Origin of the sequence: Aeromonas oralensis, from assembly GCF_049665575.1 — a bacterium.
GTDB lineage: Bacteria > Pseudomonadota > Gammaproteobacteria > Enterobacterales > Aeromonadaceae > Aeromonas > Aeromonas hydrophila.
Genome location: NZ_CP187186.1, coordinates 2,090,463 through 2,111,228, shown reverse-complemented (window position 1 = coordinate 2,111,228; position 20,766 = coordinate 2,090,463). Strand labels below are relative to the sequence as shown.

Genomic DNA, 20,766 nt, shown 5'->3' with positions numbered 1-20,766 from the left:
GCATGTCATTATTGGATTATTTTCGTTCCAACAAGAAACAGAGCACCGCACAACTGGCCAAGGAGCGGTTGCAGATCATCGTGGCTCACGAGCGTTCATCCAGAGGGGGGCCGGATTACCTGCCCCAGCTCAAGCAGGATATCCTCGATGTGATCCGCAAATATGTGCAGATCGACCCTGACAAGATCACGGTCCAGCTGGACAAGAAGAGTGATGAGTTGTCCGTGTTGGAGCTCAACATCACCTTCGCCGATGACAAGAAGGGATGAGCTGACGCCCTATGCGTGACCCCTTCCCCCAATGAAGACCGGATCCTGTGCCAGGATCCGGTTTTTTATTGCCACGGCGCCGCCAGCCGTACTCGCCAAGCAAGCAGGGGCCAGCTAGAATACCGCGCGCCACCGGCTGGCCTTGCCGACGGGGTTTTTCTTTTATTTTCAGCTGGAACAGACCGCTTATGTCTTTGAACGACGAAATGCACAGCGTCGAGGAACTGCTCGACACCGCTCTGGAACTCTTCATGGAGCTGGCCTCCGACAACCTGCCGGAGCAGGAGATTGCCCGCTTCAATCAGGAGTTCAACGATCGCGGCCTGCTGGCGGAAACCGATCCGGCCGATGACTGGGAAGCGGACGTGGGATTCGAAGTCAGCGACGCCGACTATGCCGAAGTCTGGATCGGGCTTGGCAACGAGCAGGAAGAGTACGAGCACCTGTTCGCCCGCATGCTGCTCTCCCGCCGTGTTGACGAGAAGTTCTGCCACATCGAATGGCTGCCCCAATAATTCCGGATCCCGATGATCCCAGCCACTACGTCTGGGAGCCAGAGCCGGAGCCCGACCCCGTGCGTCCCGCCCTCGCCAGACGCCTGCTGAGCGGGCTCGGCAAACTGCTGCTGGCGGCGCTGCTCAGCACCATCGTCTCGGTGGCATTGCTGCGCTTTATCGATCCGCCCATGTGGACCTGGCGCCTCGAGCGGGCGCTGTTTCCACCGGCCAAGGTGGCCGAGGTCAAGCATGACTGGGTGCCGCTCGAGCAGATCTCCCGCGAGCTGCAACTGGCGGTGATCGCCGCCGAAGATCAACGCTTTGCCGAGCACAATGGCTTCGACATGGATGCCATCAGCTCGGCGCTCAAGCACAATCAGCACAGCGAACGGGTGCGCGGTGCCAGTACCCTCAGCCAGCAGACCGCCAAGAACCTCTTCATGTGGAGCGATCGCAGCTTCCTGCGCAAGGGGATCGAGGCCTGGTTCACTCTGTTGATGGAGCTGGGCTGGGACAAGTCCCGCATTCTCGAGATGTACCTGAATATCGTGGAGTTCGGGCCCGGCATCTACGGCGCCGAGGCCGCGGCCAGGCACTACTTCGGCAAGCCGGCCGCCCGCTTGACCCGCTATGAGGCCTCCCTGCTGGCCGCCGCCCTGCCCAATCCCTGGCGCTACCGGGTCAAGCCTCCTTCACCCTACGTCCAGCAGCGCTCGGCCTGGATCCGCCGTCAGATGGGCCAGCTGGGTCAGATCACCCTCAACAAGGTGCATCAGGCCGATTGACGAGCTGGCCGCCAAGGCTCAACTGCCGGCGGCCGGATCGTCTGCCGGCGGGCCCAGATGGCCGCCGATGGTGCCCCGATGCAGCGGCAGATAGTGCCACCACCAGGCCTCTCGCCGCCGTTTGATCTGCTGTCGTCTTGTCCGTCGTTTCATGGCACCTCTCCCTTGCCCTCGCCCCCTTCAACCATACCCCTTTGCCTGCGCCCTTGCCCAGACCCGGCGCACCATGGCCACTGGTCTGGCCGCCACCGCCAATAATTGCTACAGTAGCGAACCTCGATGTATCTGGAGTGATTTCATGGAACAGCGTACCCCGGATCAACTGGTCGAATGGGCCTATGATCAGTTTCTTGAGCAGGCCGCAGACATGCTGGCCCCCGAACAAATCGTCGACATCACCCTGGAGTTCGAACAGCGTGGCGCCGTCGAGGCGACCCTGCCCAACGCCGACTGGTCAGCCGAACTCGGTGTGCCGGTCGACATGGAGCGCTGGGTCGAGGTGTGGGTCGGCTTGCTGGATCATCAGGAGGAGTTTGAGGTGATTTTTGCCACCTTCCTGCTGCCCCGCCATCTCAATGAGCACGATGTCCATGTGCGCTGGCACCGCCAGCAACAGGCATGAAAAAGGCGCCCTCGGCGCCTTTCTCTTTTCTGCAGAGCCCCTCAGGGGCGGGCCGCAATGGCCTTGACCAGACAGCGGCGGCACCAGCAGGCGCTGGCCTCCCCCATGGGCAGGGCCGGCAACTGGCTGCACCAGCACTCGGCGATGGTCGCGCCAGCTGACACGGCGCAGAATGCCGGCTCACCGCAGCCGGGGCAGCGGTGGGTGCTGGTTGAACCATCCAGCTGCGCCATTACCGCCAGCTGGGCATCACTGTCCATGGCGGACCAGCGACCTATCTCGGTCAGGGTACGGCCACAGCCAAGACAGAGGCCGTCTTTTGCCTGGCAATGGCCAATGCAGGGGCTCGGCACTTATTCGCCATCCGGCGCGTTATCGGCAGCCACGAGCGTGATGCAGTTGTCCTCGAGCACAATCTTGCCCTGCTTATAGAGGCCGCCGATGGCCTTCTTGAAGGTGCCCTTGCTCATGCCGAGCAGCTTGTAGATGAGCTCGGGTTCGCTCTTGTCACCCACCGCCAGGCTGCCGCCCTGCTTCTTGAGGCGGGCCAGGATCAGCTCGCCGGCATCATCCATCCGCGCCATGCCCGGCTTTTGCAGGGTCAGGTCCAGCTTGCCGTCGTCACGCACCTGCTTGACCCAGGCGGTCAGCGGCCGGCCCGTGGTGACCCGGCCGAACACCTCGTTCTTGAACAGCATGCCGGCGTATTCGCCGTTGACGATCGCCTTGATGCCGAGCGGCGTGCGCTCGCCGGGCAGGGCAGTCACTTCGTCACCCGCCTTGAAGGGGGGCTTGTCGGTGCGCAGGAACCGCTCGAGGCGGCTGGTGCCCACCATGCGGCCCTCGTGATCGAGCATCAGCCGCACCAGATAGACGTGACCTACCTGCATCGGTTTGTTCTGCTCACGGGTCGGCACGAACAGATCCTTCTTCATGCCCCAGTCGAGGAAGGCGCCGATCTTGTTGGCATTGACCACCTTGAGGCCGACGATGTCGTCCACCATGGCAAACGGCTTGTCGGTGGTGATCACCGGCTCGCAGTCGGCATCCAGATAGAGGAAGACCTTGACCTCACTGCCCTCGGCCACCCCTTCCGGCAGTTGGCGTTTGGGCAGCAGCAGCTCGCCATATTCGTCGGCCGCAAGCCAGGCGCCGCGCTCTTCGAGCTCGACTACGGTAAGGGTGTTCATCTTGCCAATCTGTAGCATGGTGTTCTCTTCTTTCATTGTCCGGATGGCCAATCTTTCATTGTCCGTATGGGCGCGCATGTTACCCCAAGAGCGGTAACAGGGCCTAGTCCCTTGCCCTCTTCGCGGGTGATTTTCAGGGCCTTTTGGCAGCGTCACGGCGATATAATCGCCAGTCAGCCGCCCTTTAGCTGCAAATAACCCCACTTTTGGGTAGACTTCGCCGCTGTCAAAATCCAGAGGAACTGTCGATGAATCCATCCACTCGTACCCGTCATCTCAATCAATGGATCCAGACCCACAGTGGGCAGGACATGACCTACCCGGCGCTGCACGGCTTTTTGTGCGCTCGCCTGGTAGGGCCGGATGCCCCTGACTGGCAGGCCCCGCTGGCCGGTCTGTTGCCCCATGACGCCGAGCTGGATGAGAAGAGCCGCGACGCGCTGCACCATCTGATCGCCGAGCTGGAAACCCAGGCCGATGAGGCCCAGCTCGCCCTGCCGAGCCAGTGCCGCCTCTCCACCGAGAGTCCGGAACAAGTCTTCGAGCAGAGTCATCCGCTCGGTCAGTGGTGCTACGGCTTCAGCCAGGGCTTTGCCACCTGGCCCAAGCCCGAGGATCTGAACGACCCGACCACCCAGTACCGCTTCAGCCTGGCCGCCGAGCTGAGCCTGTTTCGCGACAGACCCATGGCGCAGATGCTGCATTCGGCCGCCGGCAGCGACCTCCCCTTCATGGAGTTCTGCAAGCGCCAGCGCCAGAACATGAAGACCGCCCTCAACCAGTTGCTGCAACTGGACGAGTATCAGGCCGTGCCGAGCACGGAGCAGACGCTGGACAGCCAGCAGGCCGAGCAGTGGCAGCAGTGGTTCGAACTGGCCGATGCCAGTCGCGATCCGCACAGCCGTCTCGGCTGGTTTGACAAGGTGATCGCCGACGCAGAGCCGCTGTTCGACGCCGCCTTCTGGCAGCAGATTGCCGGCCATGGCTGGAGTGCCCACGAGGCGCGCCCGCTGCTGGCCGCCCGGGCCGGGCGGGCCGACTGCCTGCTGCGTCTCGGCCGGCTGGAACAGGCGCGCAGCGAATATCTGGCGCTGCTCGAGCTGTGCGTGGCCGACGAGCTGGGTTGCCGCTATCCCCTCTCCAGCCTCTATGCCCTGCAAGGGGACTGGCAGGCGCTGCAGGCATTGCTGGTGCGCTTTGATGAAGCCTCCAGCTGGCTGCTCTACAACAAGGCGCTGATGACATTTGTCTGCGCGGGGGCCGAGGCCGCGCAGCCGCTGCTGAGCGCCGCCATCAAGGCCAACGCCCATGTACCGGCCTGTCTGCTGGGCCAGCGCAAGCTGCCCAAACAGGAGCCCCACAGCTGGCAGGCGGGCAGTCGCGACGAAGCGGCGCTCTACACCCTGCAAAGCCGCGAGGCCTGGCTCAAGCACAACGCCTTGATCTGGCTGCGCAAAGGCTGAGCCCGCAGCCACAAAACCAGCCTCGAACAGACCCGGTTGCGGCGGAGGACGTGCGCAACCGCACATTTCTCTGGTGCATGTTCAGACAAACGGCCTTGTGTTACGTATCATCAAGGTCAAAGTATCAAGAGAAACTGCACCCGATGCAGCCGTCACAGCAGGATGTCATATGTCAAAGATCATAGAGCTGCTTGCCCACTATCCCCCCTATCAGCTGGTTCACGCCGCCGAGATGGTGCGCGACACCTTTGAGCAGTTTTACCAGCAGCGCTATCAGCTGACGGTGCCCCAATGGCGCCTGATGATGGTGCTCGGCCCCAACTACCCCATCAGCCAGAAAGAGCTGGTCGAGGCGAGCGGGATGGACAAGGTGCGGATCTCCCGCGAAATTCACCGGCTGGTGGAAAAAGGGATCCTGTTCACCGAGAGCAGCGAGCACGACAAGCGGGTCAGCCTGGTCTCTTTCACCCAGGCGGGGCTCACCCTGTTCCAGCAGCTCAAGACCGAAGCGGGCAGCTGGCAGCACACCCTCACCGACTACCTGCCGGCCGAGGCGCGTCAATCCATTCGTCTGCACCTGCAAAGCGTCAGCGACGCCATCGAACAACTTCACCTGCTGGATAGCGAGCGCCCCTCATGAACCTGAACAACTTTGCCACCATGGACGTCAACATGCTGCTGAGCCTGGTCAACATGCAGCTGCGTGATCGCTTCGATGATCTCGATGATCTCTGCAAGTCGCAGGATCTGAGACAAGGAAGCGCTGGTCGCCAGGCTGGCCAGCGGCGATTTCCACTATCAGGAAGATCAGAAGCAGTTCAGATAGGGATCCGGATCACAACCCGGCCCATGCCGCTGGCTCCGGCGGCAAAAGCTGCTATGGTGATGGCTAACCCGGTCAACTGACCTGCGGCAAGAGGTATGGATACATCTTGCTGTCACAGACCGCGGTTAGCCTTCTACTCACCAGCCGCAGCCAAGGATGACCCATGATGTTCCTGACCCGCCCAACCAGCCTGATCACCCTCTGTGCCCTGCTGATGATCAGCCTCTTCTCACCGCGCCTGCCCGACAGCACCGAGCAGTGGCTCACCACCCTGCTGCTGGGCTCTCTGGTGGCGGTCTGCCTGATGGTTGGCAGCGGCTGTCGCCGCTTTCTGCGGGATTGACCTGCCCAGCCCCAGTGGCCACGCAAGGCCCCAAAATAGACAACGCAGCCCGAGGGCTGCGTTGTCGCTTTCTGACGCCAGGCACATTGCCATCTTGATCAGAGTGCCAGGGTCTCCAGCTGACCTTTGGCCTGCTCGATGCCCTTGGCCTGGGCATCCGGGCCCATGCCCATGCCTTCGGCGTAGATGAAGTCCACGTCCTTGATGCCGATGAAGCCCAGCACGGTACGCATGTAGGGGGTCACCAGATCGGTGGCGCTGCCGACGTGCATGCCACCGCGGGGGCTGATCACCAGGGCGCGGGTGTTTTCCACCAGGCCGACCGGACCGGTTTCAGTGTAACGGAAGGTGACGCCGGCGCGGGCCACCAGATCGATCCAGTTTTTCAGCTGGGTCGGAATGTTGAAGTTGTACATGGGGGCCGCAATCACCACCAGATCGCTCGCCTTCAATTCGGCGATCAGCTCGTCAGACTGTGCCAGCACGGCCAGCTGACGCTCATTGAGGTTCTCACCACCGCGCAGGCCAGAAGCCAGCTCGCCATCCAGTACCGGCAGGTTCAGGGCCGCCAGATCACGCACAGTGACGGTGTCGGACTGATGGTCGGCCAGAAAGCCGTCGATCAGGGCGTTGGATTGGGAATATTGGCCCAGGATGCTGGACTTGAGTACGAGGATATTGGCCATGGTGAAACTCCATTTGGTTGTCGGTTGAACAGCTGTGCTGTCGATGGAGGTCACTCTAAACATTGGGCTTCTATACAGATAGCGAAAATAGATGCTCAACTTATTCAAAATATTTGATGTTAGCTCACTCTCTCGCCAGCCACCGCTCCCCCGCCCCGCCAAGGCTTGGCAGAACAAACGATTGCCGTTATGATCCGCCGCACTTTTTTCAGCGTTCCGGATCCCATGACACCCTCGCGCAGGCACTCTCCCTTTGCCGGTGCAGTCTGGATGATGGTAGCGGGCCTCTGCTTCGCCGCCGTCAACAGCCTGAGCCAGTATGTCAGCTTCAAGCTCGGCCTTCCTTCGACCCAGGTCGCCTTCCATCAATATCTGATTGCCCTGGTCTGCCTGCTGCCCTGGCTCATTCGTCACGGTCTGCGCCAGTCGCTGATGACTAACCAGCTGCGGCTGCACCTGCTGCGGGTCGCCCTGGCGGTGGTCGGCATCCAGTTCTGGCTGTGGGCGCTGGCGGTGCCCGTTCCCATCTGGCAGGGCATCGCGCTGCTGATGACCTCGCCGCTGTTCGCCACCCTGGGTTCCGCTCTCTTTCTCAAAGAGCAGGTGAGCCGGGCCCGCATTCTGGCAACCCTGGCCGGTTTTGTCGGCGCCATGCTGATCCTGGCCCCCTGGACCGACGATTTCAGCTGGGCCTCCCTGCTGCCGGTGGCGGCGGCCCTGTTCTGGGCCGGCTACTCCTTGCTGGTGCGCTATCAGGCGGCGAGCGAGTCGTCCCACACCATCGTCGTCTACCTGCTCATCTTCAGCACCCCGTTCAACGCCATGCTGGCGCTGCCGGAGTGGCAGTGGCCGAGCGAAACCCAGTGGCTGCTGGTGGCTGCCTCCGGCGTACTGTCGGCACTGGCCCAGATGTCCATCGCCCGCGCCTACAGCGTGGCCGAGGCCTCGTTCGTGCAACCCTTTGATTTTGCCAAGCTGCCGATGAACGTGCTGGCCGGCTGGCTGGTGTTTGGCTGGGCGCCGCCCGGTCGATTGTGGCTCGGGGCCGCCATCATCATCGGCGCCATCACCCTGCTCACCCATCTGGAGCAGCGCGCCCACAAATCCGTTTCCTGAGGTACGCCATGCGTGCCTCTTTTTTTGCCCGCTATTCGCGCAATAGCGGCCATCAACCATCACTCACGACATCAGGAGAGATCACATGTTTGGAACCGCTACCCGCCCCGGCGCCACCCGCGCCCTGCTGCTCGGCTCCGGCGAACTTGGCAAGGAGGTCGCCATCGAGCTGCAACGCTTCGGCATCGAGGTGATCGCCGCCGACCGCTATGCCGATGCCCCCGCCATGCAGGTGGCGCACAGCGCTCATGTGCTGGACATGCTGGACGGCGCCGCCCTGCGCGCCCTGGTCAACGAGGTCAAACCGGACCTGATCATTCCCGAGCTTGAAGCCATCGCCACCGATACCTTGGCCGCCCTGGAGCAGGAGGGGGTCAAGGTGGTGCCAAACGCCCGCGCCACCCAGCTCACCATGAACCGGGAGGGGATCCGCCGGCTCGCCGCCGAGACGCTGGGCCTGCCCACCTCCCCCTACCGTTTTGCCCAGAGCAAGGAGGAGTTCGTCGCCGCCGTTGACACCATCGGCCTGCCCTGCGTGGTGAAGCCGGTGATGAGCTCGTCCGGCAAGGGCCAGAGCGTGCTGCGCGATCTCGCCAAGCTTAACGAGAGCTGGACCTATGCCCAGGAGGGCGGTCGCGCCGGTCGCGGCAAGGTGATCGTCGAGGGTTTTGTCCCCTTCGAGTACGAGATCACCCTGCTTACGGTACGTGCCGTCGACGGCATCCACTTCTGTCAGCCCATCGGCCATCGGCAGGAGGATGGCGACTACCGCGAATCCTGGCAGCCGCAAGCCATGAGCGAACTGGCGCTGGCCCGCTCCAAAGAGGTAGCAGCCAAGGTGGTTGAGGCGCTGGGCGGCTACGGCCTGTTCGGGGTCGAGCTCTTCATCAGGGGTGACGAGGTGTGGTTCAGCGAAGTCTCGCCGCGCCCCCACGACACCGGCATGGTGACCCTCATCTCCCAGGATCTCTCCGAGTTCGCCCTGCACGTGCGCGCCATTCTGGGGCTGCCCATCGGCACCATCACCCAGTACGGACCGAGCGCCTCCGCCGTGGTGCTGCGCGAAGGTCACAGCCAGGACATCCGCTATCAGGGGATTGGCGAAGCATTGGCCCTGGTACCGGGTGCCCAGCTGCGTCTGTTTGGCAAGCCGGAGATCGCCGGTCGCCGCCGGCTCGGCGTGGCGCTGGCCCGGGCTGAAGATTGCCTCACCGCCGTCGAGCAGACCAAAGCCGTGGCCGCCAGGGTGGACGTGCTCTTCTGACCACTGTTTTTTGTCTCGCACAAACAAACGTTTGCCTACGTGATCCGGCGCAAGGGGCATGGTAATGCCCCTTTTGCATTGAGGCGCCTCGCTTATAATCCCCCCTTCACCTATGTCAGGAGTACAAGATGTTAACTGCCGTGATCTTCGATATGGATGGTGTTCTGATCGACTCGGAACCCTTTTGGCAACGGGCCCAGATGGCCGTGTTCTCCGAGCTGGGACATCCCCACACGGTGGAAGACTGCGAATCGACCATCGGCGTGCGTATCGATCAGCTGGTGGCCCACTGGTATCGCCTGCGCCCCTGGAGTGGCCCCAGCCAGGAAGAGGTGGTGCAGCGCATCCTGGATCGGGTCAACGCGCTGATCCTCTCTGAAGGTCAGGCCAAGGCCGGCGTGCTGGAAGCGCTCGATCTCATCGAGGCGCAAGGCCTCAAGGTGGGTCTGGCCACCTCCTCCCCCTTTGCCATGGTGGAAGCGGTGCTCGGCAAGCTCGGCATCCGCGATCGCTTCCTGGCGGTTCACTCCGCCGAGGTGGAGCGCTTCGGCAAGCCGCACCCGGATGTCTATATCCACGCCGCCGAGAAGCTGGGGGTGGAGCCGGTGCATTGTCTGGCCATCGAAGACAGCTTCACCGGCCTGCTGGCAGCCAAGGCGGCCTCCATGAAGGCGCTGATCGTACCCGACCCCGCGCTGGTGGGCGATCCCCGTCTGGCTATTGCCGATCACCAGCTCTTCTCCCTGAGCGAGCTGGATGCCGAGATGCTGGCCAACTGGGTCAAGTAAACAGCACGCAGGTGCTGCCGGAGTGACCTCCTGCCTCCCTTGATCCCGGTCATAAACGTGCGCTTGCTCGCGGTCAGGACAGTGCGAACCAACTAGAATCAGGGGAGAGAGGCGGCCCACGGGCCCGAGGAGGTCATCATGATCGAGTACACCAGCAAGCGCATCGTCTGCCCCCACTGTGGCCATCATACCCGGGTCGAGCTGGATGCCAGCCAGGGGGATCAGGAGTTCTACGAGGATTGCATGGCCTGCTGCAACCCCATCCACCTGCGACTGCACCGGGATGAGGCGCGCGACTGCCTGCAACTGTTTGTGGACGCAGACGACGAACAGATGTTCTGACTGCGAGTGAACCCACCCACAAGATCGCCAAGGGCCTGCATGATGCAGGCCCTTATTCTATGGCAAATGGCCGGGGGCACATTGGTTGGTCAACTTATCCCGGCTGACGGGCCGCCAGTACCCGCTCCACCGTGTCGACGATGGCCTGAGTCTGGGGGTCAATCTCGATGTTGGTGTGCCAGCCGGCTTTGACCCAACCCAGGTTGGTGCGAGCCAGCGTCTCAGGAATGAGATTGACGCAGAACTCGTTGCCGCGCACCTCACCCACCGTCAGGCTGATACCGTCGATGCCGATGTAACCCTTGGTCAGCACGTATTTCATAAGCGTTGGGGCGAGGCGATACCACACCTGCCGGTTGTTGGGGGTATCGATGACCGACACCACCTGTGTGGTGCCCATGATGTGGCCGGACATGGCGTGGCCACCAATCTCGTCGCCAAAGCGGGCGGCCCGCTCCACGTTGACCTTGTCTCCCGGCTGCAGCTGACCGAGGTTGGTGAGGCGCAGGGTCTCCTGCATCAGATCGAAGCTGACCAGCTCCCCCTCGACCCGGGTGACGGTCAGGCAGCAGCCGTTGTGGGCCACGGAGGCGCCCAGCGCCAGCCCCTCGCCCCAGGCCGGGCTCGGCATGCGGATCACGTGGGTACGAAAGTTGGGCAGCTCGTCGATGGCCACCAGTTCGGCGGTCCCCTGTACTATGCCGGTGAACATGTCTCGTCTCCTGCTACGAAAAAAGGCAGGGTAACCTCGCCACACGACCCAGACAAGCGCAACCGCTGACAAGCAGGCGGCCGATCGCTATAGTGACGGCATTCAAACCAGCGCTGACAAGGAAATAAAAATGCAGGTATATCAATGCTGTGAGGCCATTCGCATCGCCTACAACCAGATTGGCTCCGGGGAGCAGGGCTATGTGCCGCAGGCCATTGCCGCCACCATCAGGGCGCTCAACGCCGTGGCATCGGACGAGCGGGTGCCGGCAGATCTGCGCGAACAGGCCGCCTACGCCGCCGCCAATCTGCTGATCAGCGATCACGAGGACGCCTGATCCGGCCCTTGCGCCAAACGTTTCGTCCCGGATGAATTTCAGGCTAGAATGACCCCCCCGCACTTTGCATTCCCGTTTCGGGAGTGCAAAGGCCCTTCCCGCTACCCGTTCTTTTTACGCTTTATCTGATCCACTCGGAGGTGTCAGTGCAACGTTATTGGTCCGAGGCGAGGCAACTCGTTCGTCTAGCCAGTCCCATTCTGGTGGCCCAGGTGGCCCAGGTCGCCATGAGCTTCGTCGATACCGTGATGGCGGGCCAGGTCAGCGCCGTGGATCTTGCGGCGGTGTCGGTGGCCTCCAGTTTCTGGCTGCCGATCATCTTGCTGACCCAGGGCATCATCATGGCCCTCACTCCCATCGTTTCCCAGCTCAACGGGGCCCGCAAGCGGGACGAGGTACGTCCGGCGGTCCATCAGGGCTTCTGGCTGGCGCTGATGGTGATCCCGATCGCCATGCTGGCACTCTATTTCAGCCCGCTGGCGCTGCAGCTCATGGACGTGGATCCGGTGATGGCCGCCAAGACCACCGGCTTTTTGCACGCCATCATGTGGGGCCTGCCCGCCTTCGTGATGTTTCAGGTGCTGCGCAACTTCAGCGAAGGGCTCTCCCACACCATGCCAACCATGGTGATCGGCTTCGTGGGGCTGGCGGTCAATATTCCCGCCAACTATGTCTTCATCCACGGCCACCTCGGCATGCCGAAACTGGGCGGGGTCGGTTGCGGCGTGGCTACCGCCATCGTGCTGTGGGCCATGCTGCTGGCGATGATCGTCTATGTGAAGCTCTCCTCCCACTTCAAGGAGATCAACCTGTTCTCCCGGCTCGCGCGCCCCAACGGCAGCCGGATCTGGCGCCTGTTCCGGTTGGGCTTTCCCATCGCCATGGCCATCTTCTGCGAGGTAACCCTGTTTACCGTGGTGGCCCTGATGCTGGCCCCCTTCGGTGCAGAGACGGTGGCGAGCCACCAGATAGCCCTCAACTTCTCCAGCCTGGTGTTTATGCTGCCCTTGTCGATTGGGGTGGGTGTCACCATCCGGGTCGGCCACAGCATCGGCGAGGGTCAGCCCGCGCACGCCCGTGTCGCCGCCCGCACCGGCCTGATGCTGGGCATGGCGGTGGCTGCCGGTACCGCCGCCCTCACCGTGCTGCTGCGCGAGCATATCGCCAGTATCTACACCGACGACCTGCAGGTGATCACCCTCGCGGCCATACTGCTGTTCTTCGCCGCCATCTATCAGATCTCCGACTCGGTACAGGTGGTGGCCGCAGCCGCTCTGCGCGGTTACAAGGACACCAAGGCGATCTTCTACGTCACCATCGTCGCCTACTGGGGCCTCGGACTACCCACCGGCATGATCCTGGGCCTGACCGACTGGGTGGTGCCACGCATGGGGCCGCAGGGCTTCTGGATCGGTTTCATCGTCGGTCTGACCGGCGCCGCCCTGATGCTGGGAGCCCGGCTGCGCTACATCTATGGCCGCTTTGCCAGCCCGGAGGCCTGCAGCGCCCTCTCCAAGGCGCAATAGGGCAAACTCGCCTGCAAAATCAACAGGCTGCGCAAGAACTGGGCAAACAGTCTGCTTTGTGCGTGCGGCCTGTTGACAGCCTTGGGGGGCATGGGTAGTATGCCGACCACGCCAGCAGTGCTGGTGTGGTGAAACGGGTTTCTGACCCGGTTTGCAAAGTGGGTTTATAGCTCAGTTGGTTAGAGCACTACCTTGACATGGTAGGGGTCGTTGGTTCGAATCCAATTAAACCCACCACTTTTCCGTGATGCGTCCTTAGCTCAGCTGGTTAGAGCACCACCTTGACATGGTGGGGGTCGGTGGTTCGAATCCACTAGGACGCACCATCATGGAAACCTGTTATGCGTCCTTAGCTCAGCTGGTTAGAGCATCACCTTGACATGGTGGGGGTCGGTGGTTCGAATCCACTAGGACGCACCATAACAGTTTGAATAAGTTGCAGGAATTGAGTGTGAGCTGATGGCTCAAGCACAGATGTGGGTTTATAGCTCAGTTGGTTAGAGCACTACCTTGACATGGTAGGGGTCGTTGGTTCGAATCCAATTAAACCCACCACTCCCCCGCAATCAGATAAAGTCGCCTCGCGCACCCTGCGTCCTTAGCTCAGCTGGTTAGAGCATCACCTTGACATGGTGGGGGTCGGTGGTTCGAATCCACTAGGACGCACCAGATTAGAAAAGCCCGCTCCTCGAGCGGGCTTTTTGCATTTCCCCTTTCCTGCTTCTCGCGGCATCCTCACGGCCGAACCCGCCATACGCTCAACCGTGTCCGGCAGGTCAACCGCTCCCCTCTCCACGCCGCTCAGAAGAGATCGAGCTGTTGACCGCAGATCCGCTCGAACGACTCGCCGATAAAGGGGAGGATCGCATCGGCAATGGGTTTGAGCTGCTTGTCGATGTAGTGCTCGTAGTCGATGGCACTGCGCCGGTATTCCAGCGGCTCGGGGCCATTGAGAGTCATCAGGTAGGCGATGGAGCCCCTGTGCTGGTAGCGCTGGGGCAGGCCGCGGCGTAAGTTCTCCTCGTCCGCCAGACGCGCCGCCCGCACATGGGGTGGCACGTTCTTCTGGTACTCCTCGAGTTTTTGGCGCAGCCGCTTGCGATAGACCAAGAGCTCGTCGTGCTGGCCGGCCCGGGTCTCGTCCACCATGGTGCGCACATAACCGCTGGGATCCTGGTCGTGAAACACCATTTCATAGAGGCGGGTCTGAAACGCCTTGGCAAGGGGCGTCCAGTCGGTGCGCACCGATTCGAGCCCCTTGAACACCAGTTGCTCCTCTTCGCCTGCCTGATGGCCTGCCACCAGCCCCGCATAGCGCTTCTTGCTCCCCTTCTCCAGCCCGCGAATGGTGGGCATCAAGAAGCGGCGATAGTGGGTCTCGTACTGGATCTCCAGATAGCTCGGCAGGTTGAACTCGCGCTTGATCAGCGCAGCCCAGTTGTCGTTGATCATCTTCGCCAGCCGCCGGCCGATTTCGTCCGCCTGCTCGGGGCTGGCATCCCGCCCCAGGTGCACGAAGGTGGAGTCGGTGTCACCATAGATCACCTCGAAACCCTCCCCTTCGATCCACTCCCGGGTCTGCTGCATGATACCGTGACCGCGCAAGGTGATGGAGGAGGCAAGCCTTGGGTCGTAGAAGCGGCAGCCCCCCGAGCCCAAGACCCCGTAGAAGGAGTTCATGATGATCTTGATGGCCTGGGAGAGCGCCTTGTTGCTGGCAGCCTTGGCCCGATCCCGCGCCGCCCACAAGGTGGCGATGAGATCCGGCAGGAAGTGGCGCTCGCGGGAGAACATGGCGCCGCGAAAGCCCGGAATGGCGTGCTCAGGATGCTGCAGCCCCTCGATGAGCCCCATGGGGTCGATGCAGAAGGTGCGGATGATGCTGGGATAGAGGCTCTTGAAATCGAGCACCAGCACGTGGCGATAGAGGCCGGGTTTGGAGTCCATCACATAGCCGCCAGGGCTTGCCAGCCCGCCGTCGGCCGGCAGATTGGGCGCCACGTAGCCGCCGCGATGCAGCCGCGGCAGGTAGAGATTGGTAAACGCCGCCACCGAGCCCCCTACCCGGTCCAGCTCAAGGCCGGTTAGGGAGGCACGCTCGATGGCAAAGGGGATGAGGTGGCAGAAATCGAAGATCTCCCACACCAACCGGCAATCCTCCAGGTTGTAGCGGGCCAGCGCCTCCTTGTCGGAGTGGAACAGCTCGGTGATCTTCTCCCCCCGGTTGGCCACATCCTCGATATCCTTGCCGCGGCCGAGCAATTCGCTTGCCACCGCATCCAGGCTGTAGCTCGGGAACTGCCAGGTGGCGCTTTTGAGGGTGTCGATGCCATCCAGCACCATGCGCCCGGGAATGATGACGCTGCCGCTCTGGGGGTCATTGCGCGATGATCGCCAGAAGCAGAGCTCGTGGCCGCGCCCCAGCCGCAGCCGCCGCTTGTTGAGCTCGGCGCGGCGCAGCAGCAGGCGAAAATCGAAGTTGACCACGTTCCAGCCGATGACCAGATCCGGGTCGTGCCGCACAAACCAGCGCTCCAGCGCACTCAGCAGGGCGCTTTCGTCCGCCACCCATTCGACCTGGGTCCCCCAGCTGTCGGCATCCGCCTCCGGCGTTCCGATCATGATGACTCGCGCATCCTCTTCGCTATAGAGCCCCACCGAGAAGAGCGCCCCGTCCATGGCACACTCCACGTCCAGCGACACCCAGGAGAGGGTCGGCGTCACCGCCTGCGGTGCGCAGCGCGCCTCGTTTACCTCCCAGTAGCCGTGCTTGCCCCCTTTCTTGAGGGTGCGCCCCTCGAAGCGCACGCCGGCGGTGATGAAACGCTCCATCAGATAGCGCTCCGGCAGCCGGATATCCGCCTCGAAGTGCTCCAGCCCGCGGATGAGCAGCAGCTCGATGGCACGGTGAAAGGAGCTCAAGGTGGCAAAGTAGCAGCCCACAACGGCGCGGCCGTCAAAGGTGTGCATCGGCAGGCGGCGAAACCGCCCGCTCACCCCGGCCCCCTTGAACAGCTCGGCGGCTTCTTCCATATGGCTTTGTGGCAGGAAGAAGACAGGCTCCTGTCCTGGCACCACCAGTCGCACCGGCCCCTGTGCACTCCAGAGCCACATCACGATCTCGGTGTGTTCGCCTTGTCCGTTGCGACCACGCACATCCCGCCCGTGACGGGTCAGGATAAAGCCATCGAGTGGCAGAGTAACGGGGGGAACAGGCTGGATCTCGGTCATGCAGGCTACTGGGGTCAACGCTGGGATGGAACCATTGTACGTTCATACAGTGCTTTGCTGCAATCAGCACGCCCAGCCGCCATGGCCACGCAGGCTGCGAGTCACACCGCAAACTGGTAAGCTCGGGCAGAGTCGCAGCTACTGCCGGTGGTGGCTTTATTCGCCACGCTTTTATCACCCACTCTTTACCCGACATCAGGAGGTCATGGTGGCGCTCTACTCTCTGCTGGATCAGCTGGCCATTCCCTATCAGCGCATCGATCACGCCCCCGTCTTCACCTGCGAGGAAGCCAGCCGGCTGCTGCCCGACCTGCCCGCCGCCAAGACCAAGAACCTCTTTTTGCGCGACCCGAAAAGCGAGCGGCTGTTTCTGGTGGTGACGCCGGAAGAGAGCCGGGTCGATCTCAAGGCACTGGCAACCGCCCTTGGCGTCAAGCGGCTGAGCTTTGGCTCGCCAGAGCGGCTCGAGGCAGTGCTTGGCCTCACCCCGGGTTCGGTCACCCTGCTCGCCATGGTGCGCGACAGGGAAAAAGCGGTGGAGCTGGTGGTGGATGAAACGATCTGGCAGGCCGAGCGGGTGCAGTGCCACCCGCTGGTCAATACCGCCACCCTGCTTATCCGCCTCGACGACGTGCGCCGCCTGCTGGCCCACCTCGACCGGGAGACCACCGTCATGCGGCTGCCGGTCGTGAGCGACTGACCTAGAAATGAGGGAAGCATAGACACCCCGGCGTCATACCCCTTCCCTGATTAATCGAGTCAGCAGCCCTCTTGTGGCGGTTGTTGCCGCGATCGTGCCCGGATCACTTAAACCATTGCTCAGCTGCACAATTCATGCTGTGATCCGGCCCAATTACCCGGCCCTGAGGTCGCAGCGCCGTTCCCGGCAGGAAGAGCCCACACCCTTGATGCAGAGTCTGTTTTCCTCGGCCCAGTTGCTGAGTCTGGTGCTGTTCGTCAGCCTGTCGCACATCGGGGTTGCGGCCATCTTCGCCTACCTGTGGCATACCCAGCGACCGCTGCGTTCCCTGCTCTACTGGTCGGCCAGCGAACTGGCCATCGCCGCCGCCTTTGGCTGCCTGCTGCTGCGAACCCTCACGGGGGATAGCTCCCTTGCCAATATCCTGCTTACCAACCTGCTGATCATCACCACCCCGCTACTTTATGAACGGGGGCTGCGCCATTTCTTTCGGCGCGAGGCCGACCGTTTCGGCTGGCTCTGCCCGCTTCTTGCCCTCGCCGGCTTCCTGCTCTTTGCTGTCACCGCCACACAGCTGCCGCAGGATGACATACACAGCCGGATCGTGGTGCTCTCCGGAGCCATCTCGCTGCAAATGTGCCTGCTGCTGTGGCAGCTCTGGCGCTATCAGCGACTGGCGCCCGCCTACCGGGTGCTGCGCTTTGCCATCTTGCTGCTCGCGCTGCAACTGGCTTTGCAGCTTATCAGGATGGCCAAGCATCAGTGGTGGCCGGAGTCGGCCGCCTCCAGCCTGACCGATCCCCTGCTCGGCCCGGTGATCCTGCTCAGCCTGCTCTTTACCATCGCCCGCAGCTTCATTTTGCTGAGCCTGGTGCACACCCGCCAGCAGCAGGCGCTGCTCGCCACCCAGCGCGAGCTGGAGCGGCGCGCCAACCTGGATGCCCTGACCGGACTGGACAGCCGCCACCATTTCGAGCAGCAGCTGGCGGCGCGCACCTGTCGCAGTGCCCGCCCCTGGCAACTGCTGCTCATCGACCTGGACAACTTCAAGCAGATCAACGACCGCCACGGTCACCCCGCCGGCGATGCCATGTTGCGGGCAGTGGGCCGGGTGATCCGGGAGAGCCTGCCGCCGGCGGGGCTGGCTGGTCGCCTTGGCGGCGACGAGCTGGCGCTGCTGGTGATGGAGACATCGCAAACGCTGCCGACCTGCTGCCAGACCCTGCAGCAGCGGGTAGCAGACGCCACCCGGCCGCTGGCCGGCGGCCCCATCAGCCTCAGCATCGGGTTGACTTCGCTGCAGCAGGGCGAGAGCTTCGAGCAGGCCTATCTGCGCGCGGATCGGGCACTCTATGCCGCCAAACAGGCCGGTCGCCAGCGCGCCTGCATCCAGGAGCCGCACCACAGCGAGCCCAGGCTGCTGTGGCCCCTGGCCACCCAGACCTGATGCGACCCCTCATCGAATGCCGGGCCGCTCGGCTGACCGATGCCCCCGCCTACCGCCGCTATGTGGCCGAGTGTGGCGCCGCCGGGTTGCCGCTCTATCAGGTGGCGCAATTCGACCCGGATCAGTGGCTGCAGTACCTGCTCGCCCATGCCGATGGGCTGCATCTGCCGCCGGGCTACCCACCCACCACCACCTATTTTGCCCTCGAAGGGGAAGAGATCCTCGCCACCTTGCGCCTGCGCCACGGCGACAACCCTGCTACCCACCAGTGGCTCGGCCATATCGGTTATGAGACTCGCCCCACCCGCCGGGGTGAAGGCGTCGCCCGCACCCTGCTCGGCTGGCTGCAGCGCCATGTGCTGAGCGAGCCCGTGCTCATCAGCTGTGACGAGGCAAATCCCACCTCGCTCAAGGTCATTGCCGCCGCCGGCGGGCAATGGCTGGATCGCCGCTACCATACTGGCGATCGCTGCTGGATCCGATTTTACCGACTGGTCCCGGGCCAGGGCTGAGCGGCAGACAATAAAAAAGAGCTCCAAAAGGCGCTCTTTTTTTACTGACCACGGCCACCATCAAGATCAGTAGCTGTCTTCCTCTTCGGCTTTCATCCTGGCCTGACGGGCCAACGCCTCCTCCTGGGCGCTCTCGATCTCGTGCAGCACTGAGTCGAGATCCACCTGCTCGCGGCTCTCCTCGAACAAGCCGGTCAGCTCGCTGTCCGGGGTCAGCTTGCCATCTTCATACAGGGCCCACATCTCCCGGGCGTAGCGGGTTTTGAGCAGCTCGGGGGCATACATGCCGTAGTAATTGCGCATGTTGTTGACGTCGCGCTCCAGCATGGCTTTGGCCTGGTTGTTGGCGGCGGCATCCACCACCTGGGGCAGGTCGATGATGACCGGGCCTTGGCTGTCCACCAGCACGTTGAACTCGGAGAGATCGCCATGGATGAGGCCGGCGCAGAGCATGCGCACCACATAACGGATCACCTTGGCATGGTCGATGACCGCCTGCTCGGCAGAGAGCGCCACGTCGTTGAGACGGGGGGCGACATTGCCCTCTTCGTCGGTGATGAGCTCCATCAGCAGCACGCCATCGAGGCAGACATAGGGCCTGGGCACCCGCACTCCGGCCGCCGCCAGTTTGAACAGGGCATCGACTTCGGTGTTCTGCCACACCTCTTCGTGCTGCTTGCGACCGTATTTGGAGCCTTTCTCCATGGCGCGGGCATCGCGACTGCCGCGCACCTTGCGCCCTTCCTGATAGACCACAGCCTGCTTGAAGCTGCGCTTGGATGCCTCTTTATAGACTTTGGCGCAGCGGATCTCGTCGCCGCAGCGCACCACATAGACGTCGGCCTCTTTGCCGCTCATCAGCCGGCTGATGACGTCATCGACCAGGCCGTCATCAACCAGAGGTTGGATTCGATTTGGAATTTTCATGGCCGCCCTTTTACCCTATTTGCGCATCAGAAGATAGCCCCTCCCGGGCCACTTGCCTATCCCTGTTTCCTGACGGCACCCAGCATGCCGGCAACCGCGATGATCCCGGTGCGATAACCCGCGCCGCCGGGTCGGCCGGCCTCACTCCCCGGGAGGGAGATCGCCACGGATCCGCTTAATGCCCTCTTCGTAGAACCCATCCGATCCTTGCTGGTGCTCCATGGTCTCGAAGATCTTGAGAAACCACATGTACTGCTCGGGATGCTGGCGCAGCTGCTGCTCCACCATACCGTTCATGGCACAGACATCGGCCACCAGATCCGCACCGGGATAGGGGTCGAAAGGCGGCTCGATCTCCAGCCGGTAGCAGCCCTCCTCCTCGTCATAACAGGCGAGAATGGGCACCGCCCTGGCGCCGGTCAGTTTCACCAGTTTGGGCAGGGCCGGCAGGGTCGCCTTGGGATGGCCGAAGAAAGGCACGAAGATGCTGGCCTCGCGGCCGTGATCCTGATCCGGCAGGTAGAAGAAGCTGGCGCCGCTGCGGATCGCCTTGATGGCCGGCTTGATGCCGACGCTGCGCTCATATACCTTGCCGCCCTTGGCCCGCTCACGGTTGATGTACCAGTCAAACACCTGATCCTTCGGGCTCTTCATCATGGTGCACATGGTCAGCCCCCGAATGGCGAAGTAGCGGCCGATCATGTCCACCGCCCAGGTGTGGGGCACCACCAGGATCACCGGCGGCCGGCGGCCCGCTCTGCCTCGATATGCTCCCAGCCACGCACCTTGACGCGGCTGGCCAGATGAGCGGCGCTGCGCAGGGTCAACTCGGCAAAACCCATGAAGGTCTTGAGACCGACCCGGATCGATTTGAGCAGCAGGGCCTGACGGCCTGCCTCGTCCAGCTCGGGAAAACAGATCTTGAGGTTGGTCTCGGCAATGTAGGCCTGCTTCTTTGACATTCGCAGCAGGGTGGGCGCCAGACGGTTGGCGAGCCGGTCGCGCAGGCCATGGGGCACCAGCGCCAGCAGACAGAGCAGACCGAGCGCCAGCCAGCTGCCCCACCAGCGCGGATGCAGCAGACGGGGATGAAATGAGGTATCAAAAACCGGATCGTGTGAGGACATGGCCGCCATCAAGTCATAGAAAATAAACGGTTATTTTAATTATCCTGACAAATTTT

General features: G+C 62.6%; 23 protein-coding genes, 5 tRNA genes and 2 pseudogenes. 22 read left to right on the top strand and 8 right to left on the bottom strand.

The window, feature by feature from the left end; all coding sequences use genetic code 11:
• Window positions 1–2 precede the first annotated feature (2 nt).
• The 3 genes from minE to mtgA all read left to right on the top strand — a co-directional run bounded on the left by minE (window position 3) and on the right by mtgA (window position 1,551).
• Window positions 3–269, top strand: a complete 267-nt coding sequence (minE, locus tag ACPDZI_RS10010; protein ID WP_011705991.1) for a cell division topological specificity factor MinE — start codon at window positions 3–5, stop codon at window positions 267–269.
• A 188-nt stretch (window positions 270–457) separates the two neighbouring features.
• The gene (locus tag ACPDZI_RS10005; protein ID WP_016350836.1) at window positions 458–784 is read left to right on the top strand and encodes an HI1450 family dsDNA-mimic protein; all 327 of its coding nucleotides are present in this window, start codon (window positions 458–460) and stop codon (window positions 782–784) included.
• A gap of 59 nt (window positions 785–843) precedes the next feature.
• Window positions 844–1,551 (top strand): monofunctional biosynthetic peptidoglycan transglycosylase, encoded by a 708-nt coding sequence (mtgA, locus tag ACPDZI_RS10000; RefSeq protein WP_011705989.1) that lies wholly within the window; start codon window positions 844–846, stop codon window positions 1,549–1,551.
• Between the two features lie 18 nt (window positions 1,552–1,569).
• On the opposite strand, the gene ACPDZI_RS09995 is transcribed toward mtgA, so the two are convergent.
• A complete protein-coding gene (locus ACPDZI_RS09995; RefSeq protein WP_256681954.1) occupies window positions 1,570–1,704 on the bottom strand; it encodes a hypothetical protein in 135 nt (44 codons plus the stop codon).
• 145 nt (window positions 1,705–1,849) lie between these two features.
• Here ACPDZI_RS09995 and ACPDZI_RS09990 point away from each other — a divergent pair, with 145 nt between their 5' ends.
• Window positions 1,850–2,173, top strand: coding sequence for an HI1450 family dsDNA-mimic protein (locus tag ACPDZI_RS09990; protein WP_016350838.1), 324 nt, complete (start codon window positions 1,850–1,852; stop codon window positions 2,171–2,173).
• Window positions 2,174–2,214: 41 nt separating this feature from the next.
• Here the strand turns inward: ACPDZI_RS09990 and ACPDZI_RS09985 are convergent, their stop codons facing one another.
• Together ACPDZI_RS09985 and ACPDZI_RS09980 are read right to left on the bottom strand one after the other, a co-directional pair.
• Window positions 2,215–2,526, bottom strand: coding sequence for a DUF1289 domain-containing protein (locus ACPDZI_RS09985; RefSeq protein WP_016350839.1), 312 nt, complete (start codon window positions 2,524–2,526; stop codon window positions 2,215–2,217).
• A complete protein-coding gene (locus ACPDZI_RS09980) occupies window positions 2,527–3,399 on the bottom strand; it encodes a CvfB family protein (protein ID WP_039214397.1) in 873 nt (290 codons plus the stop codon).
• A gap of 212 nt (window positions 3,400–3,611) precedes the next feature.
• On the opposite strand from ACPDZI_RS09980, the gene ACPDZI_RS09975 reads away from it, so the two are divergent.
• The 4 genes and pseudogenes from ACPDZI_RS09975 to ACPDZI_RS09960 all read left to right on the top strand — a co-directional run bounded on the left by ACPDZI_RS09975 (window position 3,612) and on the right by ACPDZI_RS09960 (window position 5,995).
• Window positions 3,612–4,826, top strand: a complete 1,215-nt coding sequence (locus tag ACPDZI_RS09975) for a UPF0149 family protein (RefSeq protein ID WP_438834454.1) — start codon at window positions 3,612–3,614, stop codon at window positions 4,824–4,826.
• A gap of 169 nt (window positions 4,827–4,995) precedes the next feature.
• Complete coding sequence (locus ACPDZI_RS09970) at window positions 4,996–5,466, top strand: MarR family winged helix-turn-helix transcriptional regulator (protein WP_016350842.1); 471 nt, start codon at window positions 4,996–4,998, stop codon at window positions 5,464–5,466.
• Window positions 5,463–5,652: pseudogene (locus tag ACPDZI_RS09965) on the top strand (DUF4250 domain-containing protein). Before ACPDZI_RS09970 ends, ACPDZI_RS09965 begins: the two are co-directional and overlap by 4 nt.
• Before the next feature lie 163 nt (window positions 5,653–5,815).
• Window positions 5,816–5,995, top strand: coding sequence for a hypothetical protein (locus tag ACPDZI_RS09960; RefSeq protein WP_202010036.1), 180 nt, complete (start codon window positions 5,816–5,818; stop codon window positions 5,993–5,995).
• A 98-nt stretch (window positions 5,996–6,093) separates the two neighbouring features.
• On the opposite strand, the gene ACPDZI_RS09955 is transcribed toward ACPDZI_RS09960, so the two are convergent.
• Window positions 6,094–6,681, bottom strand: coding sequence for an FMN-dependent NADH-azoreductase (locus ACPDZI_RS09955; RefSeq protein ID WP_194760270.1), 588 nt, complete (start codon window positions 6,679–6,681; stop codon window positions 6,094–6,096).
• 225 nt (window positions 6,682–6,906) lie between these two features.
• Between ACPDZI_RS09955 and ACPDZI_RS09950 the strand changes: the two genes are divergently transcribed.
• From ACPDZI_RS09950 to ACPDZI_RS09935, 4 genes are all read left to right on the top strand, one after another.
• Window positions 6,907–7,797 (top strand): DMT family transporter, encoded by an 891-nt coding sequence (locus tag ACPDZI_RS09950; RefSeq protein WP_042006472.1) that lies wholly within the window; start codon window positions 6,907–6,909, stop codon window positions 7,795–7,797.
• Between the two features lie 85 nt (window positions 7,798–7,882).
• Window positions 7,883–9,061 carry a formate-dependent phosphoribosylglycinamide formyltransferase gene (gene purT, locus ACPDZI_RS09945; protein ID WP_438834453.1) on the top strand — a complete coding sequence of 393 codons (1,179 nt, stop codon included), beginning with the start codon at window positions 7,883–7,885 and terminating at the stop codon, window positions 9,059–9,061.
• Window positions 9,062–9,189: 128 nt separating this feature from the next.
• Window positions 9,190–9,849, top strand: coding sequence for a hexitol phosphatase HxpB (gene hxpB / locus ACPDZI_RS09940; RefSeq protein ID WP_113995309.1), 660 nt, complete (start codon window positions 9,190–9,192; stop codon window positions 9,847–9,849).
• 138 nt (window positions 9,850–9,987) lie between these two features.
• The gene (locus ACPDZI_RS09935) at window positions 9,988–10,191 is read left to right on the top strand and encodes a CPXCG motif-containing cysteine-rich protein (RefSeq protein ID WP_005301298.1); all 204 of its coding nucleotides are present in this window, start codon (window positions 9,988–9,990) and stop codon (window positions 10,189–10,191) included.
• 94 nt (window positions 10,192–10,285) lie between these two features.
• Here ACPDZI_RS09935 and ACPDZI_RS09930 read toward each other — a convergent pair whose 3' ends face one another.
• Window positions 10,286–10,903 (bottom strand): riboflavin synthase subunit alpha, encoded by a 618-nt coding sequence (locus ACPDZI_RS09930; protein WP_438834452.1) that lies wholly within the window; start codon window positions 10,901–10,903, stop codon window positions 10,286–10,288.
• A gap of 130 nt (window positions 10,904–11,033) precedes the next feature.
• Between ACPDZI_RS09930 and ACPDZI_RS09925 the strand changes: the two genes are divergently transcribed.
• From ACPDZI_RS09925 to ACPDZI_RS09895, 7 genes are all read left to right on the top strand, one after another.
• Window positions 11,034–11,240, top strand: a complete 207-nt coding sequence (locus ACPDZI_RS09925; protein ID WP_005301307.1) for a YaeP family protein — start codon at window positions 11,034–11,036, stop codon at window positions 11,238–11,240.
• 146 nt (window positions 11,241–11,386) lie between these two features.
• On the top strand, window positions 11,387–12,766 hold the full coding sequence (locus ACPDZI_RS09920; protein ID WP_323933159.1) for an MATE family efflux transporter: 1,380 nt from the start codon (window positions 11,387–11,389) through the stop codon (window positions 12,764–12,766).
• A gap of 160 nt (window positions 12,767–12,926) precedes the next feature.
• Window positions 12,927–13,003 (top strand) — tRNA-Val (locus ACPDZI_RS09915).
• Window positions 13,004–13,015: 12 nt separating this feature from the next.
• Window positions 13,016–13,092 (top strand) — tRNA-Val (locus ACPDZI_RS09910).
• Between the two features lie 17 nt (window positions 13,093–13,109).
• Window positions 13,110–13,186 (top strand) — tRNA-Val (locus ACPDZI_RS09905).
• A 58-nt stretch (window positions 13,187–13,244) separates the two neighbouring features.
• Window positions 13,245–13,321, top strand: a tRNA-Val gene (locus ACPDZI_RS09900).
• A 37-nt stretch (window positions 13,322–13,358) separates the two neighbouring features.
• Window positions 13,359–13,435: transfer RNA gene (locus ACPDZI_RS09895), tRNA-Val, on the top strand.
• 132 nt (window positions 13,436–13,567) lie between these two features.
• Here the strand turns inward: ACPDZI_RS09895 and ACPDZI_RS09890 are convergent.
• Entirely contained in the window at window positions 13,568–15,997 is a 2,430-nt protein-coding gene (locus tag ACPDZI_RS09890) for a DNA polymerase II (protein ID WP_438834450.1), read from the bottom strand.
• Window positions 15,998–16,202: 205 nt separating this feature from the next.
• On the opposite strand from ACPDZI_RS09890, the gene ACPDZI_RS09885 reads away from it, so the two are divergent.
• The 3 genes from ACPDZI_RS09885 (at window position 16,203) to ACPDZI_RS09875 (ending at window position 18,656) form a co-directional block, all read left to right on the top strand.
• The gene (locus ACPDZI_RS09885; protein ID WP_438834449.1) at window positions 16,203–16,697 is read left to right on the top strand and encodes a prolyl-tRNA synthetase associated domain-containing protein; all 495 of its coding nucleotides are present in this window, start codon (window positions 16,203–16,205) and stop codon (window positions 16,695–16,697) included.
• A gap of 208 nt (window positions 16,698–16,905) precedes the next feature.
• Window positions 16,906–18,144 carry a GGDEF domain-containing protein gene (locus ACPDZI_RS09880; protein WP_438834448.1) on the top strand — a complete coding sequence of 413 codons (1,239 nt, stop codon included), beginning with the start codon at window positions 16,906–16,908 and terminating at the stop codon, window positions 18,142–18,144.
• Window positions 18,144–18,656: a GNAT family N-acetyltransferase gene (locus tag ACPDZI_RS09875; protein WP_438834447.1), complete on the top strand. Its 513-nt coding sequence runs from the start codon at window positions 18,144–18,146 to the stop codon at window positions 18,654–18,656. Before ACPDZI_RS09880 ends, ACPDZI_RS09875 begins: the two co-directional genes overlap by 1 nt.
• A gap of 66 nt (window positions 18,657–18,722) precedes the next feature.
• On the opposite strand, the gene ACPDZI_RS09870 is transcribed toward ACPDZI_RS09875, so the two are convergent.
• Together ACPDZI_RS09870 and ACPDZI_RS09865 are read right to left on the bottom strand one after the other, a co-directional pair.
• Entirely contained in the window at window positions 18,723–19,583 is an 861-nt protein-coding gene (locus tag ACPDZI_RS09870) for a PA4780 family RIO1-like protein kinase (RefSeq protein WP_029300749.1), read from the bottom strand.
• Window positions 19,584–19,724: 141 nt separating this feature from the next.
• A pseudogene (locus ACPDZI_RS09865) lies at window positions 19,725–20,719 on the bottom strand (lauroyl-Kdo(2)-lipid IV(A) myristoyltransferase).
• Window positions 20,720–20,766: the final 47 nt, after the last annotated feature.

Coding starts and splice junctions, on each gene's coding strand:
- ACPDZI_RS09870 (WP_029300749.1), bottom strand. CDS start 19,583: ATGAAAATTCCAAATCGAATCCAACCTCTGGTTGATGACGGCCTGGTC.
- ACPDZI_RS09955 (WP_194760270.1), bottom strand. CDS start 6,681: ATGGCCAATATCCTCGTACTCAAGTCCAGCATCCTGGGCCAATATTCC.
- ACPDZI_RS09995 (WP_256681954.1), bottom strand. CDS start 1,704: ATGAAACGACGGACAAGACGACAGCAGATCAAACGGCGGCGAGAGGCC.
- ACPDZI_RS09970 (WP_016350842.1), top strand. CDS start 4,996: ATGTCAAAGATCATAGAGCTGCTTGCCCACTATCCCCCCTATCAGCTG.
- hxpB (WP_113995309.1), top strand. CDS start 9,190: ATGTTAACTGCCGTGATCTTCGATATGGATGGTGTTCTGATCGACTCG.
- ACPDZI_RS09975 (WP_438834454.1), top strand. CDS start 3,612: ATGAATCCATCCACTCGTACCCGTCATCTCAATCAATGGATCCAGACC.
- ACPDZI_RS09875 (WP_438834447.1), top strand. CDS start 18,144: ATGCGACCCCTCATCGAATGCCGGGCCGCTCGGCTGACCGATGCCCCC.
- ACPDZI_RS09990 (WP_016350838.1), top strand. CDS start 1,850: ATGGAACAGCGTACCCCGGATCAACTGGTCGAATGGGCCTATGATCAG.
- ACPDZI_RS09890 (WP_438834450.1), bottom strand. CDS start 15,997: ATGACCGAGATCCAGCCTGTTCCCCCCGTTACTCTGCCACTCGATGGC.
- ACPDZI_RS09880 (WP_438834448.1), top strand. CDS start 16,906: ATGCAGAGTCTGTTTTCCTCGGCCCAGTTGCTGAGTCTGGTGCTGTTC.
- ACPDZI_RS09885 (WP_438834449.1), top strand. CDS start 16,203: ATGGTGGCGCTCTACTCTCTGCTGGATCAGCTGGCCATTCCCTATCAG.
- ACPDZI_RS09980 (WP_039214397.1), bottom strand. CDS start 3,399: ATGAAAGAAGAGAACACCATGCTACAGATTGGCAAGATGAACACCCTT.
- purT (WP_438834453.1), top strand. CDS start 7,883: ATGTTTGGAACCGCTACCCGCCCCGGCGCCACCCGCGCCCTGCTGCTC.
- ACPDZI_RS09925 (WP_005301307.1), top strand. CDS start 11,034: ATGCAGGTATATCAATGCTGTGAGGCCATTCGCATCGCCTACAACCAG.
- ACPDZI_RS09935 (WP_005301298.1), top strand. CDS start 9,988: ATGATCGAGTACACCAGCAAGCGCATCGTCTGCCCCCACTGTGGCCAT.
- ACPDZI_RS09950 (WP_042006472.1), top strand. CDS start 6,907: ATGACACCCTCGCGCAGGCACTCTCCCTTTGCCGGTGCAGTCTGGATG.
- ACPDZI_RS09930 (WP_438834452.1), bottom strand. CDS start 10,903: ATGTTCACCGGCATAGTACAGGGGACCGCCGAACTGGTGGCCATCGAC.
- ACPDZI_RS10005 (WP_016350836.1), top strand. CDS start 458: ATGTCTTTGAACGACGAAATGCACAGCGTCGAGGAACTGCTCGACACC.
- ACPDZI_RS09960 (WP_202010036.1), top strand. CDS start 5,816: ATGATGTTCCTGACCCGCCCAACCAGCCTGATCACCCTCTGTGCCCTG.
- minE (WP_011705991.1), top strand. CDS start 3: ATGTCATTATTGGATTATTTTCGTTCCAACAAGAAACAGAGCACCGCA.